The 15,493-nt window shown below is 61.0% G+C and carries 17 protein-coding genes and 1 pseudogene; 4 read left to right on the forward strand and 14 right to left on the reverse strand.

Annotation, left to right across the window (positions count from 1 at the left end):
- Nucleotides 1–65: 65 nt before the first annotated feature.
- From AC07OP_RS10265 to exbB, 3 genes are read right to left on the reverse strand one after another with little or no spacing between them, the layout of a single operon-like run.
- Nucleotides 66–815 (reverse strand): TonB family protein, encoded by a 750-nt coding sequence (locus AC07OP_RS10265; RefSeq protein ID WP_027608280.1) that lies wholly within the window; start codon nt 813–815, stop codon nt 66–68.
- The gene (gene exbD / locus AC07OP_RS10270) at nt 812–1,237 is read right to left on the reverse strand and encodes a TonB system transport protein ExbD (protein WP_017526806.1); all 426 of its coding nucleotides are present in this window, start codon (nt 1,235–1,237) and stop codon (nt 812–814) included. The genes AC07OP_RS10265 and exbD overlap by 4 nt, the downstream gene beginning before the upstream one ends.
- Before the next feature lie 6 nt (nt 1,238–1,243).
- Nucleotides 1,244–2,224, reverse strand: coding sequence for a tonB-system energizer ExbB (exbB, locus tag AC07OP_RS10275; RefSeq protein WP_495100811.1), 981 nt, complete (start codon nt 2,222–2,224; stop codon nt 1,244–1,246).
- Between the two features lie 189 nt (nt 2,225–2,413).
- Here exbB and AC07OP_RS10280 point away from each other — a divergent pair, with 189 nt between their 5' ends.
- Entirely contained in the window at nt 2,414–3,271 is an 858-nt protein-coding gene (locus AC07OP_RS10280) for an SDR family oxidoreductase (protein ID WP_495100812.1), read from the forward strand.
- 34 nt (nt 3,272–3,305) lie between these two features.
- Here the strand turns inward: AC07OP_RS10280 and AC07OP_RS10285 are convergent, their stop codons facing one another.
- From AC07OP_RS10285 to AC07OP_RS10315, 7 genes are all read right to left on the reverse strand, one after another.
- Nucleotides 3,306–4,040: a hypothetical protein gene (locus tag AC07OP_RS10285; protein ID WP_495100813.1), complete on the reverse strand. Its 735-nt coding sequence runs from the start codon at nt 4,038–4,040 to the stop codon at nt 3,306–3,308.
- A 79-nt stretch (nt 4,041–4,119) separates the two neighbouring features.
- On the reverse strand, nt 4,120–4,860 hold the full coding sequence (locus AC07OP_RS10290) for a hypothetical protein (protein WP_115485471.1): 741 nt from the start codon (nt 4,858–4,860) through the stop codon (nt 4,120–4,122).
- A 56-nt stretch (nt 4,861–4,916) separates the two neighbouring features.
- Complete coding sequence (locus tag AC07OP_RS10295) at nt 4,917–5,297, reverse strand: RidA family protein (RefSeq protein WP_003176922.1); 381 nt, start codon at nt 5,295–5,297, stop codon at nt 4,917–4,919.
- A gap of 24 nt (nt 5,298–5,321) precedes the next feature.
- The gene (gene spoT, locus AC07OP_RS10300; protein WP_495100814.1) at nt 5,322–7,427 is read right to left on the reverse strand and encodes a bifunctional GTP diphosphokinase/guanosine-3',5'-bis pyrophosphate 3'-pyrophosphohydrolase; all 2,106 of its coding nucleotides are present in this window, start codon (nt 7,425–7,427) and stop codon (nt 5,322–5,324) included.
- A 60-nt stretch (nt 7,428–7,487) separates the two neighbouring features.
- A complete protein-coding gene (gene rpoZ / locus AC07OP_RS10305; protein WP_003176920.1) occupies nt 7,488–7,751 on the reverse strand; it encodes a DNA-directed RNA polymerase subunit omega in 264 nt (87 codons plus the stop codon).
- A gap of 167 nt (nt 7,752–7,918) precedes the next feature.
- Nucleotides 7,919–8,539, reverse strand: coding sequence for a guanylate kinase (gene gmk / locus AC07OP_RS10310; RefSeq protein WP_032884410.1), 621 nt, complete (start codon nt 8,537–8,539; stop codon nt 7,919–7,921).
- Between the two features lie 10 nt (nt 8,540–8,549).
- Nucleotides 8,550–9,413 carry a YicC/YloC family endoribonuclease gene (locus tag AC07OP_RS10315; RefSeq protein WP_065926714.1) on the reverse strand — a complete coding sequence of 288 codons (864 nt, stop codon included), beginning with the start codon at nt 9,411–9,413 and terminating at the stop codon, nt 8,550–8,552.
- A 204-nt stretch (nt 9,414–9,617) separates the two neighbouring features.
- Between AC07OP_RS10315 and rph the strand changes: the two genes are divergently transcribed.
- Together rph and AC07OP_RS10325 are read left to right on the forward strand one after the other, a co-directional pair.
- Nucleotides 9,618–10,340 carry a ribonuclease PH gene (gene rph / locus AC07OP_RS10320; protein ID WP_017735760.1) on the forward strand — a complete coding sequence of 241 codons (723 nt, stop codon included), beginning with the start codon at nt 9,618–9,620 and terminating at the stop codon, nt 10,338–10,340.
- Between the two features lie 22 nt (nt 10,341–10,362).
- Nucleotides 10,363–10,731 carry a DUF4870 domain-containing protein gene (locus tag AC07OP_RS10325; protein ID WP_115485474.1) on the forward strand — a complete coding sequence of 123 codons (369 nt, stop codon included), beginning with the start codon at nt 10,363–10,365 and terminating at the stop codon, nt 10,729–10,731.
- Nucleotides 10,732–10,789: 58 nt separating this feature from the next.
- Here the strand turns inward: AC07OP_RS10325 and crc are convergent, their stop codons facing one another.
- Nucleotides 10,790–11,569, reverse strand: a complete 780-nt coding sequence (gene crc, locus AC07OP_RS10330) for a catabolite repression control protein Crc (protein ID WP_003195493.1) — start codon at nt 11,567–11,569, stop codon at nt 10,790–10,792.
- Between the two features lie 82 nt (nt 11,570–11,651).
- Between crc and pyrE the strand changes: the two genes are divergently transcribed.
- Nucleotides 11,652–12,299, forward strand: a complete 648-nt coding sequence (gene pyrE, locus AC07OP_RS10335; protein WP_027608288.1) for an orotate phosphoribosyltransferase — start codon at nt 11,652–11,654, stop codon at nt 12,297–12,299.
- Between the two features lie 150 nt (nt 12,300–12,449).
- On the opposite strand, the gene argB is transcribed toward pyrE, so the two are convergent.
- From argB to dut, 3 genes and pseudogenes are all read right to left on the reverse strand, one after another.
- Nucleotides 12,450–13,355, reverse strand: a complete 906-nt coding sequence (gene argB, locus AC07OP_RS10340; protein WP_015886532.1) for an acetylglutamate kinase — start codon at nt 13,353–13,355, stop codon at nt 12,450–12,452.
- A gap of 18 nt (nt 13,356–13,373) precedes the next feature.
- A pseudogene (locus tag AC07OP_RS10345) lies at nt 13,374–14,795 on the reverse strand (phosphomannomutase/phosphoglucomutase); the annotation flags it as partial.
- A gap of 240 nt (nt 14,796–15,035) precedes the next feature.
- Nucleotides 15,036–15,491 carry a dUTP diphosphatase gene (dut, locus tag AC07OP_RS10350; protein WP_027608290.1) on the reverse strand — a complete coding sequence of 152 codons (456 nt, stop codon included), beginning with the start codon at nt 15,489–15,491 and terminating at the stop codon, nt 15,036–15,038.
- Nucleotides 15,492–15,493 lie beyond the last annotated feature (2 nt).

Here is a 15,493-nt window from a genome sequence, read left to right on the forward strand (position 1 = left end):
ATTGAGCGGGGAATGCGCGGGATTTTGCTGAGAGTGGCGAGGGGTGTCCCTCGCCACCTTCATTTTCAGCGACGACGTTTTTCGATGTTGTACACGAACGGTGCAACGATCTCGATGCTGCCGCCCTTGAGCATATCGGCCGGCGGCTTGGGCAGCGGCTGGGCACGACGGATCATGTCCAGGGTGGCGCGGTCCAGGTCGGCGTTGCCGGAACGCCCCACCAACTCGTAGGACAGCACGTTACCGTCGCCATCCACCACGAACTTCAGGCGGTTCAGGCCTTCCTTGCCACGGGCCTGGGCACCTGGCGGGTACTTCTTGTACTTCTGCAAGTGTGCCAGCAGGGTGCCTTCCCAGGACGCTTTGGCGGCGATCTGTTGCGGCGACGGGCCAGGTACGGGCTGGGCCGATTTTTCAGCCGGTGCCTTGGTGGGCGGAGCGTCGCTCGGCGGGTCCTCGGAGGGTTTCTCCTTGGGCGGCTCGATCTTTTTCTCCACCGGCTTGGGCGGCTGCGGTTTAGGCTTGGGCTTGACCGGCTTGGGCACCTGGATCGTTGGCTTGGGCGCCTCGGCCAGTTTCGGCAGGGGCAGCTCTTCCACCGGTGCAGGCGGTTGCGGCGGCGTCACCACTTTCGGCGGCGCCGGCGGCGGCGGTGCAGGCATCGGGGCCAGGTCGATGACCATGGCTGCCGGCGGCAACTGCACCGTGCGCGGCGCTGACCAGTGGAGCGCGATGGCAATCGCGACGGCATGCACGCCCAGCACGACGGCGAGGCTGGTGCCATAACGCGTCAGTTTGTGGCGCGTCGTGATCATTTCTTGGCTGCCGTCTCAAGTCCGACCAGGCCTACCTTGAGGTAGCCGGCTGCCCGCAGGGCATCCATCACGCTCATCAGGTCGCCGTAGTCCACGCCTTTGTCGGCCTGGAAGAAGATCGTCGTGTCCTTCTTGCCTTGGGTCTTGGCATCGAGCACCGGCCCCAGGGTTTCGGTCTTGACCTCTTCTTCGCCCAGGAACAGGCGTTGGTCCGCCTTGACGCTGAGGAAGATCGGTTTCTCGGGCCGCGGCGCCGGCTTGGCGCTGGAGGCGGGCAGGTCAACCTTGATGTCCACGGTGGCCAATGGAGCGGCCACCATGAAGATGATCAGCAGCACGAGCATCACGTCGATAAACGGCGTGACGTTGATTTCGTGGTTCTCGACGAGTTCGTCGTCGCCTTGATTCAAATGCAGGCCCATGGCCGATTACCCCACTTTCACCATGTGCGGTTGCGAGCTGCGCTCGGTAGGCAGGTGATCGAGGTCGCGGCTGACCAGCAGCAGGACTTCTGCCGACGCGTCCGATACCTGGGCCTTGTAGCCGGCAATCGAACGGGCGAAGACGTTGTAGATCACTACCGCAGGAATCGCGGCGACCAGGCCCAGGGCGGTTGCCAGCAGGGCTTCGGCGATGCCGGGGGCGACGACGGCGAGGTTGGTGGTCTGGGTTTTGGCGATGCCGATGAAGCTGTTCATGATGCCCCAGACGGTACCGAACAGGCCGACGAACGGCGCGGTGGAGCCGATGGTCGCCAGCACGCCGGTGCCGCTGCTCATGTTACGGCCGCAGGCTGCAACCAGGCGTTCCAGGCGGAAGGCCACGCGCTCCTTGATGCCTTCTTTTTCACGGGTATTGGCCGACAGGCGCATTTCTTCCAGTGCGTCGTGCACCAGGGTGTTGGCCAGGGTGCCTTTCTTGGTCGCGCTTTCGCTGGCTTCCTTGAGGGTGGTGGCTTTCTTCAGGTGGACGATTTCAGTGCGCAGACGGCGCTTGGCACCCAGCAGCTCGAAGCCTTTGGCGATCCAGATGGTCCAGGTAATGATCGACGCGATGGCCAGGCCGATCATCACGGCTTTCACCACCACGTCAGCATTCTGGTACATGCCCCATGGCGACAGGTCGTGGGCCATGCCCAGGGTGTTGTCTTCTTCCAGCACGACACCGGTTTCGTCGGCGACGGCTGGGGTTGCAGCCTGGGCCGGGTCGGTGGCCGCGGGGGCAGCAGCGGGTGCGGTTGGAGCCGCAGCATTGTGCTCGGCGGCGGCCGGGGTAGCCGGGGCGGTGGCATCAGCGAATGCGGCGGTCGGCGCCAGCAGTACGCTGAACAGCATCGCAGCAATCGCACGCCAGGCGCGGGATGGGCTGTGAAGCGTGGTTGGCGAAGCGGGGATTGTATTACGTGTCATGCTGGCCGGACCTGAGAGAAGAAAATGAGTGATCGTCCTTCCAGACCCAAAGGGGTCGAGGACAAATGGGCGGTTATTATTGCAAGTAATTCTTGTTAACAGAAGTAATACAGTAACTTTATTTGCCCTTTTTCTGGCCGCCGGTCTGCTGCGAGGGCTAATCTAGACCTTTAAGAACGGAGTTTTATGATGTCTGTGCCTTCTGTTGTGATTGCCGGATGTGGCGATGTGGGTAGTCGGCTGGCTAGCCAATTGCTGGCCTCGGAATGGGAGGTTCATGGCCTGCGGCGCGATATTTCGCGCCTGCCCGAGGGGGTGATCGGCATTGCCGGCGACCTGTTCAACAAGGATTGCCCTGACACCTGGCCGATCGGCGGGGTGGATTACCTGGTGTACTGCGCCGCCGCCACCGACCACGATGAGGCCGGTTATCGCGCCGCTTACGTGCAAGGTCTGCAGCACGTGCTGGAGTGGCTGAAGGATTATGGCCAGGAGCCCAAGCACCTGCTGTTTGTGTCCAGCAGCAGCGTATACGGGCAGCAGAATGGCGAGTGGGTCGACGAAACCTCCGAAACCCAGGCCAAGGGTTATTCCGGGCAAGTCATGCTGGAGGCCGAGCAGGTGGCACTTAACAGTGGCATTCCTGCGAGCGTCGTGCGGTTGACCGGCATTTACGGGCCTGGTCGCGAATGGCTGCTGACCCAGGTGCGCCAGGGGTACCGTGTAGCGCTTGATCCACCTTTATATGGCAACCGTATACACGCCGATGATGCGGCGGGCTTGCTGGCATTTTTGCTACGCCACGTGGAGCAGGGCGGCTCGCTGGATAAGGTCTATATCGGCGTCGATGACGCACCGGCGCCCTTGGCCGAGGTGGTGGCCTGGCTGCGTGACTACCTGGGCGTCACTGAGTGGTCCGAGGACGCCAGTGTGCGGCGAGCGGGCAGCAAGCAGTGCAGCAATGCGCGTATCAAGGCGTTGGGCTGGGTGCCGACCTACCCGAGTTACCGCGAGGGGTATGCTGCGATCCTTGAAGGTAAGTGCTGAATGAGTGAGAAGTCCGAGTCGGGCTCCTTTTGACTCACTGTTTTTCCAGCAACCACTGGCGCGGACCTGGCGTGAGATGAGGGATCTGGTCTGGTCGGGATAGGTTGATCGCTTGGAAAATCTCCAGCTGTCTACCGGAACGGACAAAAATCCATCCGTCCGAGGTCTCGTCGTTGCCCAGATAAAGGGTGTCATTACCGGCGCCTTGAGTGGCGCAATCGCCTCCCAGGCAAAGCTCGTATCGGTTGTGTCTTCCCAGCCCTGACACAGCGCCGTCGGCCGCGAACGTGACGAAGTTGCCTGTGCCTTGGCCTTCGAGGATTTTCCATCGGCCGGCCATATAGGCTGAATTCAATGTGAACCTAAAGGTTGTGCCCCATCTGGCGCCAGTATTGGGTGGTTGGGCGGGGCGTTTGAACACCTGGCCTGGGCGTTGTGACTGGGGCTGCTGGATCAGTTGATTATTCGTCAACCGCAGTTCGTCGTAGCCGTGCCCGTCGTAGTTGACGGTCCATGTGCCCGGTGCTTTTGGCAACAATTGACCTTCGCCTGATTCGAAAGCGTTGCTCAACTGCGCCTTGCCGGCACGGGTGTCGATGTTCCACTCAAGATTCAAACCGTGCGCTGCAATGGCTCGCAACAGGGGCCGGCCTTGGGTCGCGGAGTCGATGGCGGCCTGGTTGATCCACAGTCCGTTGATGTCGGCGGCTGGTGGCATCTGTTGGCAGCCGCTCAGCAGGATAAGGCTGAGGGCAAGGGGCTTGTGCATAGGACAACCTGCCAATGGGTGAAAAACAGGGGGGCAGGCTAAAGAAAAAGGAGCCTGTGGGCTCCTTCGTTCTATATCACTATTTTTCCAGCAGCCACTGTCGCGGCCCGGGCGTAAACGAAGGCACTTCGTCCGCCTGTGCGGTGTTGATCGCTTGGAAAATTTCCAGCTGCTTGCCTTTGCGCGTGAAGATCCACGGGTTGCCCACGCCGTTGAGTTGCAGCCACATGCTGTCGTAGCCGCCGCTCATGGAGGCGCAATCGCCGGCCAGGCACAGCGAGTACCGATCAACACCGGGCAGGCCGGCGACCTTGCCGTCAGGCTGGAACTGGACGGTGGCACCGTTGCCGAAGCCGTCGGTGATCTTCCAGTCGCCGCCCATATAGGCTGCGTACAGGGCACGTTCGAAGTTGGCACCCAGTGGCGCGCCTTCCGGTGCAGGTTCCTTGGCGCGGGCGAAGAGCTGCTCGGGCTCGTTATCGTTGGCCACTTGCAGCAGTTGCTTGCCTTTGCGCTTGAGTTCAGTGGCGGAGCTGCCGTAGAAGTCGACGCTCCAGGCGCCGGACTGTTCGCCGAGCAACTTGCCTTCGGCGACTTCAAAACCGTTGTAGTAACGTGCCTGCGAAGCCTTGGGGTTGACCTCCCACTCGAGGTTCGGGCCATAGCTTTGCAGCGCTTCACGCAAAGGGCCGCCCTTGGCTGCCGCATCGATGGCGACCTGGTTGATCCAGGTGCCGCTCACATCCTGGTTGGCAGGGTTGCTGGCGCAGCCGCCGAGCAACAGGGCGAGCAACGAAGAGGCTACAAGCGCTTTGCGCATCATGAAATCCTTTTAAAACGAAGTCGGCGCAGCCTATGGAGGCTGCGCCGGGTGTTTTACTCGATGACCAGAATTGCGTCCATCTCAACCTGCGCGCCCTTAGGCAGGGCGGCCACACCAATGGCGGCACGGGCTGGGTAAGGTTGTTCGAAGTACTTGCCCATGATCTCGTTGACCTTGGCGAAGTGGCTCAGGTCGGTGAGGAAGATGTTCAGCTTGACGATATCCTTGAACGAGCCGCCGGCAGCTTCGGCCACGGACTTGAGGTTTTCGAAGACCTGTACGGTCTGGGCTTCGAAGCCTTCCACCAGTTCCATGGTCTTTGGGTCCAGCGGGATCTGGCCGGACATGTAGACGGTGTTGCCCGCCTTGATGGCCTGGGAGTAAGTGCCGATGGCGGCTGGGGCTTTGTCGCTGGTGATTACGGTCTTGGTCATGAATGACTCCTTGTAATGGATGGGCTACGCACGCATGCGGGTGATGCGGATCACACCGGTCAAGGCGCGCAGTTTCTTGATCACGCGGGCCAGGTGCACGCGGTCATGCACGCTGACCACCAGCTGGACCACGCTGATGCGACCATCGCGCTCGTCCATGCTGATTTTCTCGATATTGCCGTCGGCCGCGTTGACGCTGCTGGCCAGCAGGGCGATCAGGCCGCGCTGGTGTTCCAGCTCCACGCGCAGCTCGACGTTGAATTCGCCGGTGACATCCTTGGCCCACGAGAGCTGGATGCATTTTTCCGGGTTGTGGCGGATCTCGGTGATGTTGCGGCAGTTGTCGAGGTGAACGACCATGCCCTTGCCGGCCGACAGGTGGCCGACAATCGGGTCGCCAGGGATCGGCGTGCAGCATTTGGCATAGCTGAGCACCAGGCCCTCGGTGCCGCGAATCGCCAGCGGGCCTTCCGGGCTTGGCAGTTGTTCGCCTTCACCCAGCAGGCGGCGTGCGACCACGTAGGCCATGCGGTTGCCCAGGCCGATATCTTCCAGCAGGTCCTCGATGGTTTCCTGGCGATACTCGTGGAGCATCGCTTGCACGCGCTCCTGGGCGATCTTGTCCAAGGCGCTGTCGAAGCCGTTGAGCACTTTGTTCAGCAGGCGCTCGCCCAGGCTGATGGACTCGGAGCGGCGCTGCAGTTTCAGTGCGTGGCGGATGTGCGTGCGCGCCTTGCCGGTGACCACGAAGTTCAGCCACGCCGGGTTCGGGCGCGCGCCCGGTGCGCTGACGATCTCCACAGTGGAGCCGCTTTGCAGCGGTTCCGACAGCGGGGCCAGGCGCCGGTTGATCCGGCAGGCAATGCAGCTGTTGCCGACGTCGGTGTGTACCGCGTAGGCAAAGTCGACCGCGGTGGAGCCTTTGGGCAGCTCCATGATCCGGCCTTTGGGCGTGAACACGTAGACCTCGTCCGGGAACAGGTCGATCTTCACGCTTTCGATAAATTCCAGGGAGTTGCCGGCACGTTGCTGCATTTCCAGCACGCCCTTGACCCACTGGCGGGCACGGGCATGGGTGCCTTTGGGCTGCTCGTCGCCGCTGGATTTGTACAGCCAATGGGCGGCGATGCCGTTGTTGGCCATCTCTTCCATTTCCCGGGTGCGGATCTGGATCTCGATCGGCACCCCGTGCATACCGAACAGTGTGGTATGCAGCGATTGATAGCCGTTGGCCTTGGGAATGGCGATGTAGTCCTTGAAACGCCCCGGCAGGGGTTTGTACAAATTATGTACAGCACCGAGGGCGCGGTAGCAGGTATCGACCTTGTCCACGATGATGCGGAACGCGTACACGTCCATGATCTCGTTGAAGGCCCGGCGCTTGCCGCGCATCTTCTTGTAGATGCCGTAGATGTGTTTCTGCCGGCCGCTGACCTCGCCCTCGATCTCGTCGATCGCCAGGCAATGGCTCAGGGATTCTTCGATCTTGTTGACGATTTCCTTGCGATTGCCCCGGGCGCGCTTGACGGCCTGGTAGATGCGCGCCGAACGCATCGGGTGCATGGCCTTGAAGCCGAGGTCTTCGAACTCGATACGAATGGCGTGCATGCCCAGCCGGTTGGCGATGGGCGCGTAGATTTCCAGGGTTTCCTTGGCGATGCGCCGGCGTTTTTCGCCGGACAGCACTTCCAGCGTGCGCATGTTGTGCAGCCGGTCGGCCAGCTTGACCAGGATCACCCGGATGTCCCGGGCCATGGCCATGGCCATTTTCTGGAAGTTTTCCGCCTGGGCTTCGGCCTTGGTCTCGAAGTTCATCTGGGTCAGTTTGCTGACCCCGTCGACCAGTTCGGCCACGGTTTCGCCAAATTGCGCACTGAGCGCTTCCTTGGCAATGCCGGTGTCTTCGATCACGTCATGCAGCATCGCGGCCATCAGGCTCTGATGGTCCATGTGCATGTCGGCCAGAATATTTGCCACCGCAAGGGGATGGGTGACATACGCCTCACCGCTTCGGCGGCGTTGGCCGTCGTGGGCTTGTTCGGCGTAGAAATACGCTCGGCGGACCAGGTTGACCTGGTCGGGGCCGAGGTAGGCCGATAAGCGATCGGCGAGGGCGTCTATGCTCGGCAAAGTGTGAACTCCTGCCGAAGGCTGTGACCCCGCGCCGTGCTACGTCGACCAGGCATAGGCTTAGACGGCCTCGTTGGACTCGTCCTCGAACGCTGCAAACAGCGGTTCGTCTTCAACGATTTCAGCGTTGGCGATGAACTCGTAGCTCATCAGGCCTTCAGCGATTTCACGCAGGGCTACAACGGTAGGCTTGTCGTTTTCCCACTGGACCAGGGGCTCTTTGCCGCCAGTGGCCAGTTGACGGGCACGCTTGGTAGAGAGCATGACCAGCTCAAAGCGGTTATCCACGTGTTCTAGGCAGTCTTCAACGGTTACGCGGGCCATGGTATTCCTCGGAGCGAATGCAAGATGCGCGCTGCCCGGTTGGGCGAGCGGACTGAGCAGTTTAAAAAATCACCAGCGTTTAGGGAAGCGCTGATTTTTCGCAGGTCCTCGCAAAACCGCTGCAAGCGCCAATGTAAAGCCCTTGCAGCAGTTTTGGGAAGGGCCAATCAGCCGAGCAGTTCGGCGAGTAATTTGCCGAAACGCTGCTGTTGACGCTTTTGCTGGAGCTGATTGGTGCGGAAAATCGCCTTCAGGTCATCCAGTGCGTGGGAAAAATCGTCGTTGATGATCAGGTAGTCGTAGTCGACATAGTGGCTCATTTCGCTGACAGCTTCCCGCATACGGCCTTCGATGATCTCGTCGCTGTCCTGGCCACGGTTGGTCAGGCGCTGGTGCAAGGCTTCGAGCGACGGCGGCAGGATGAAGATCGAGCGTGCCTTGGGCATCAGCTGGCGCACTTGCTCGGCGCCCTGCCAGTCGATTTCCAGGATCAGGTCGTGGCCTTCGTCCAGGGTCTGTTGCAGGTGGCTCTGCGAGGTGCCGTAGAGGTTGCCGAACACCTCGGCGCGCTCGAGGAAGTCGCCATGCTCGATCATCTTGACGAACTCGGTGCGCTCGACGAAGTGATAGTGCACGCCGTTCACCTCGCCCGGGCGCATGGCACGGGTGGTGTGGGAGACCGAGATGCGAATCTGCTCGTCAGCGTCGGTCAGGGCCTTGACCAGGCTGCTCTTGCCTGCGCCCGAGGGCGCGGAAATGATGTAAAGGGTGCCGGTGCTATGGGTCATGGAGGGTGCCTTACTCAATATTCTGTACTTGTTCGCGCATCTGCTCGATCAACACCTTGAGGTTGACCGCCGCCGTGGTGCTGCGCGGATCGAAAGCCTTGGAGCCCAGTGTATTGGCTTCGCGGTTGAGTTCCTGCATCAGGAAGTCCAGGCGCCGACCAGCGGCGCCGCCGGACTTGAGCACGCGGCGCACTTCGAGGATGTGGGTGCTCAGGCGATCCAGCTCTTCGGCGACGTCGCTCTTCTGCGCGAGCAGCACCATTTCCTGCTCCAGGCGCACGGGGTCGAGGTCGGCCTTCATGTCGGTGAAGCGGTCGAGGACCTTCTGGCGTTGGGTGGCGAGCATCTGCGGTACCAGCTCGCGCAAGGTGACCACGTCTGCTTCGATCGACGTCAGGCGCTCGTTGATCAGTCGGGCCAGTTCGGCGCCTTCACGCTCGCGGCCAGCCTTGAGTTCCTTCAATCCCTGGGTGAACAGGGCGAGGGCTTCGGCATTGAGGGCTTGCGGATCGGAGGCGTCGGCCACCAGCACGCCGGGCCAGGCCAACACTTCCAGAGGGTTCAGTGCGGCGGGCTGCTTGATCAGGCCAGCGACGGTTTCGGCCGCGGCGACCAGTTGCGCAGCGCGCTCGCGGTCTACCTGCAGCGGCTTGCCGGTGGTTTCTTCGGTAAAACGCAGGGTGCATTCCAGCTTGCCGCGGGAGATGCCCTGGCGCAGTGCCTCACGCACGGCGCCTTCGAGGTCGCGGAAGGATTCCGGCAGGCGCAGGTGCGGTTCCAGGTAACGGCTGTTGACCGAGCGCAGTTCCCAGCTCAGGGTGCCTTGGGCGCCGGCTTTTTCGACGCGGGCAAAGGCGGTCATGCTGTGCACCATGGAGGTACCTCGCGATGCAGTCCCGCGAAAGCGGGCTGATGGGTAAATTGAAGCCGACAGGCTGCGAAGGCGCGGGATTGTAGCGCAGTGGGACGAGCGCGCCCAAACCCTGAGCATTCGTAACCAGATTTTTAGCAGTGCCCCGAATCGGCTCGCGGCTCTATAATGCTCGGCAGTTTTTCGTCCTCAGTACAGGTATCCCCTATGAAACGTCCAAGTGGTCGCGTTGCCGATCAGCTCCGCTCGATCCGCATCACCCGCAACTACACCAAACACGCCGAGGGATCCGTACTGGTCGAGTTTGGCGATACCAAGGTTATCTGCACCGTCAGCGTTGAAAATGGCGTGCCGCGCTTCCTCAAGGGCCAGGGCCAGGGTTGGTTGACCGCCGAATATGGCATGCTGCCACGTGCCACCGGCGAGCGTAACCAGCGTGAAGCCAGCCGTGGCAAGCAAGGCGGCCGTACCCTGGAAATCCAGCGCCTGATCGGGCGCTCCCTGCGCGCGGCCCTGGATATGTCCAAGCTGGGCGACGTGACCCTCTACGTCGACTGCGACGTGATCCAGGCCGATGGCGGTACGCGCACCGCGTCCATCACCGGCGCCATGGTGGCGCTGGTCGACGCGCTTAAAGTCATCAAGAAGCGTGGCGGCCTGAAAGGCGGCGACCCACTGAAGCAGATGATCGCCGCCGTATCGGTGGGCATGTACCAGGGCGAGCCGGTGCTGGACCTGGATTACCTGGAAGACTCGGCTGCCGAGACCGACCTGAACGTAGTGATGACCAGCACCGGTGGCTTCATCGAAGTGCAGGGCACCGCCGAAGGTGCGCCATTCCAGCCGGCCGAGCTGAACGCCATGCTGGCCCTGGCCCAGAAAGGCATGACTGAGATCTTCGAACTGCAGAACGCCGCACTGGCTGACTGAGTAAGCCTCAAGGAGAAGCGCCATGAATGACAGCCAAATGCCGGTGCCTACGCCTTCCTACGAGGTGCGTCAGGGGGCAATGTTGTGCCATCTTGCGGCATTCCTGGGGTTTGTATTCCCCTTCGGCAGCGTCGTGGGGCCGCTGATCCTGTGGCAGATGAAAAAAGAAGTGGATCCGTTCATTGACGACCAGGGCAAGGAGGCGCTGAATTTCCAGATCACCGTAGCCATCGCCTGGATCATTTGCATCGTGCTGGCCTTCGCGGTCATTGGGTTTTTCCTGATGACGGCCTTGGTCATCGCAAGCGTGGTGCTGACGATCATCGGCGCAATCAAAGCCAACAAAGGGATCGTATATCGCTATCCCTTGACCTGGCGCCTGGTCAAATAATCGACACCCACAAAAAAACCGACAGCGATGTCGGTTTTTTTGTGCCTGGATAAAGACCCTAGATGGTCAGGGTCCAGTCGTAGTCCACGATCAGCGGCGCGTGCTGCGAGAAGCGCGGCTGGCGCGGCAGGCGTGCACTGCGCACGAACCGGCGCAGACCCGGGGTCAGCAACTGGTAGTCGAAGCGCCAGCCCAGGTTGAGCATCTCAGCCTGTTCATTGTCTGGCCACCAGCTGTACTGGTCGCCTTCGCGGCTGACTTCGCGCAGGGCATCCACATAGCCCATGTTGCCGACAATCTCGTCCATCCAGGCCCGTTCCGGCGCCAGGAAGCCCGGGGATTGCTGGCTGTCACGCCAGTTCTTGATATCCAGCTTCTGTTGCGCCACGTACAGCGAGCCACAGTAAATGTACTCGCGACGTTTGCGTCGCTGTTTATCCAGGTAACGGGCGAAATCGTCCATTAGCTTGAACTTCTGGTTCAAGTCTTCATCGCCGTTCTGCCCCGAAGGAAGCAGCAAGGTCGCGATGCTGACCTTGTCGAAATCGGCTTGCAGGTAGCGCCCGTAGCGGTCGGCTGTCTCGAAGCCGAGGCCGCTGATGACCGCCTTGGGTTGCAACCGCGAGTACAAAGCCACGCCACCTTGGGTGGGCACTTCGGCATCGCAGGCATAAAGGAAGTAGCCATCCAGTTGGAAGGCTGGGTCGTCCAGTTCAAAGGCGGAGGCGCGGGTGTCCTGCAGGCAGATGACGTCGGCATTCTGAGCTTGCAGCCAACTGAGCAAACCACGCTCGACTGCAGCCTGAATACCATTAACGTTCACACTGATGATCCGCATAAATGGCCCCAAAAATCGCGTGCGTGTATGATACACGCCGTCTACCTAATTAGCTAAATCCGTGGTATCTGAGGCTTTTTTCATGCAGGCGTATCAACGCGATTTCATTCGTTTTGCCATCGATCGCGGGGTTTTGCGCTTCGGTGAGTTCACCCTCAAGTCCGGGCGCACCAGCCCGTATTTCTTCAATGCCGGCTTGTTCAACTCGGGTTCGGCCCTGGCTCAGCTGGGTCGTTTCTACGCGGCAGCCATCGTTGAAAGCGGTATTTCCTTCGACGTGCTGTTTGGCCCGGCCTACAAGGGCATCCCCCTGGCGGCTGCAACGGCCGTGGCCCTGGCGGAACATCATGGGCGCGACCTGCCATGGTGCTTCAATCGCAAGGAAGCCAAGGCCCATGGGGAAGGCGGCAGCCTGGTGGGCGCGCCGCTTACCGGCGATGTATTGATCATCGATGACGTGATTACGGCCGGTACGGCTATCCGTGAAGTGATGCAGATCATCGCTTCCCAGGACGGCGCCAAGGCCGCCGGTGTGCTGATCGCGCTGAACCGCCAGGAGCGTGGCAACGGTGAGTTGTCGGCGATCCAGGAAGTGGAGCGTGATTTCGGTATTCCAGTGGTCAGCATCGTGTCGTTGAACCAGGTGTTGCAGTTCCTGGAAGACGACCCGCAGCTCAAGCAGCACTTGCCGGCAGTTAAGGCGTATCGCGAGCAGTTCGGCGTTCAGTAATCGCCGCCCAACAAAAAGCCCCACCCTTTGTAGGAGCGAGCTTGCTCGCGAAGAACGTTAACGATGACGCGTTTATTTTGGATAAACGCGGCGCCTTCAAGTTTTTCGCGAGCACGCTCGCTCCTACAAAGGGTGGGGCTTTTTAGTGTTTTAAGGACGCTTGCGGTTACTGATCAGCGTGCCCACGCCGGTATCGGTGAAGATTTCCAGCAGGATTGCATTCGGTACACGGCCATCCAGGATCAGCGAGCTGCCGACGCCGCCCTGCACCGCTTCCAGCGCGCAACGGATCTTCGGCAGCATACCGCCGTAGATAGTGCCGTCGGCAATCAGCTCGTCCACCTGCTGGGTGGTCAGGCCGGTCAGCACCTTGCCTTCCTTGTCCATCAGGCCGGCAATGTTGGTCAGCAGCATCAGCTTTTCAGCCTTCAATGCTTCGGCCACCTTGCCCGCCACCAGGTCGGCGTTGATGTTGTAGGACTCACCGTTGGCACCCACGCCGATCGGCGCGATCACCGGGATGAAGTCGCCCTTGACCAGCAGGTTCAGCAGGTCGGTGTTGATGCCGATCACTTCGCCCACCTGGCCGATGTCGATGATTTCCGGCTGGGTCATTTCCGGCGTCTGACGGGTAACGGTCAGTTTTTTCGCACGGATCAGCTCGGCGTCCTTGCCGGTCAGGCCAATGGCGCTGCCGCCGTGGCGGTTGATCAGGTTGACGATGTCTTTGTTCACCTGGCCGCCGAGGACCATCTCCACCACGTCCATGGTCTGCGCGTCAGTGACGCGCATGCCATCGATGAAGTGGCTCTCGATCGACAAGCGCTTGAGCAGGTCGCCGATCTGCGGGCCGCCGCCGTGGACCACCACGGGGTTGATCCCCACGGCTTTCATCAGCACGATGTCGCGGGCAAAGCCGGTTTTCAGCTCGTCGCTTTCCATGGCATTGCCGCCGTACTTGATCACCAGCGTCTTGCCGACGTAGCGTCGAATATAAGGCAACGCTTCGGACAGGACCTTGGCGGTGTTGGCAGCGGCTTCGCGTTCGAGGGTCATTCAGGGCTCCGGTAAAAATCAGAACGGTAATTGGAGATCAGGGGCAACACGTTTCAACTGGGCGTGGAACACGTCCTTGATGCGCTGCAACTCAGCCTCGGTATCCGCCTCGAAACGCAGCACCAGCACCGGTGTGGTGTTGGACGCGCGAACCAGGCCCCAGCCCTTGGCGTAATCGACTCGCACACCATCAATGGTGGTCAGGTGGGCGCCTTCACCCCATTGCGCATCGTGCAGTGCGTCAATGATGCTGAATTTGCTCTCCTCGGTCACATGGATATTGATCTCTGGCGTAGAAATATCATTCGGGAAGGTCTGAAACAGCTCTTCGGCGGTGGATTTTTCCTTGCTGAGGATCTCCAGCAGACGGGCGGCGCTGTAAATGCCGTCGTCAAACCCGAACCAGCGCTCCTTGAAGAACACGTGGCCGCTCATTTCACCGGCCAACAGCGCGCCGGTTTCCTTCATTTTCTTTTTGATCAACGAGTGACCGGTCTTCCACATTAGCGGGCGGCCGCCATATTCCTTGATCAACGGGGTGAGGCGGCGGGTGCACTTCACGTCGAAAATGATCTCGGCACCCGGGTTGCGTGCCACCACATCGCGGGCGAACAGCATCAGCAGGCGGTCCGGGAATACGATCTCGCCGGTTTCGGTCACCACGCCTACACGGTCGCCGTCGCCGTCAAAGGCCAGGCCGACGTCAGCACCGGTTTCCTTGACCTTGGCAATCAGGTCCACCAGGTTTTCCGGCTTGCCTGGGTCCGGGTGGTGATTGGGGAAGTTGCCATCGACTTCGCAGAACAGCGGGATCACTTCGCAGTTCAAGGCTTCGAGCAGCTGCGGGGCGATCACGCCGGCCGCGCCGTTGCCGCAGTCCACCACCACTTTGAGGCGGCGTGCGAGTTTGACGTCGCCGGTGATTTCATCAGAGTAGCGCTGCAGGATGTCAACTTTGGTGATGCTGCCTTTGCCGCTGGTCAGGTCGTTGGTCTTCAGGCGGGTGTGCAGGGCCTGGATCTGTTCGTTGGCCAGGGTGTCGCCGGCGATGACGATCTTGAAGCCGTTGTAGTCCGACGGGTTATGGCTGCCGGTCAGCATTACCCCGGATTTGCCGGCCAGTACATTGGCGGCGTAGTACAGCGCGGGAGTGGGCACCAGGCCCACATCGCTGACATGGCAGCCGCTGTCGGCCAGGCCCTGGATCAGTTGTTCCACCAGTTCCGGACCGGACAGGCGACCGTCACGACCGACCGAGACGTTCGGCTCGTCCTGGGCCAGGCTCTGGGAACCAATGGCGCGGCCAATCCAGTAGGCGGTTTCGGCGGTCAGGGTCTTGGGGACTACGCCACGAATGTCATAGGCGCGAAAGATGCTGTCGGGGAATGTCGGGGCTACTCGGGCTGCGGTACTCATCGCGGGGGGAAACTCCATCTCAAGGGGGCAAGGCTGGCCTTAATGTGGCTGACCGGCAGGCTCAAACTGAAGGGTATGACGGTGTTTTCGGCAGAGAGTTCGTGGTGCAAAAGTGCCATCGGAGCTTGGCCCCTGTCTTTATTTCTGCGTAATGCATTGATTTCAAATGGGAAATCTCGCTGATAAAGTCCGCGCATTCTTCATCCTGAAAAGCCTTGCGGGGGCATCGAGCCGGGCAAAGGCGCCCGGCCAGGTTCAGCGTAGTCAGTGACTACCGGAATGCCCAAAACCGCCTGCGCCGCGTTGGGTTTCGTCAAAATCCTGCACCAGTTCGAAGTGCGCCTGCACCACCGGCACCAGTACAAGCTGGGCAATGCGCTCGCCGACAGCGATGTTGAACGCCGTCTGGCCACGATTCCAGCACGACACCATCAACTCGCCTTGGTAGTCCGAGTCGATCAGGCCTACCAGGTTACCCAGCACGATACCGTGTTTGTGGCCCAGGCCGGAGCGCGGCAGGATCAGCGCGGCGAGGCCCGGGTCGCCGACGTAGATCGACAGGCCGGTGGGAATCAGGACGGTCTGGCCCGGTTCAAGGACGGTGTCTTGCTTGAGCATGGCGCGCAGGTCCAGGCCGGCGGAACCTGGGGTGGCGTAAGCCGGCAGCGGGAATTCGGTGCCGATGCGGGGGTCGAGGATCTTGGCTTGCAAAGCGTGCATGG

It is taken from the genome of Pseudomonas sp. GW821-FHT09D08, assembly GCF_059416305.1.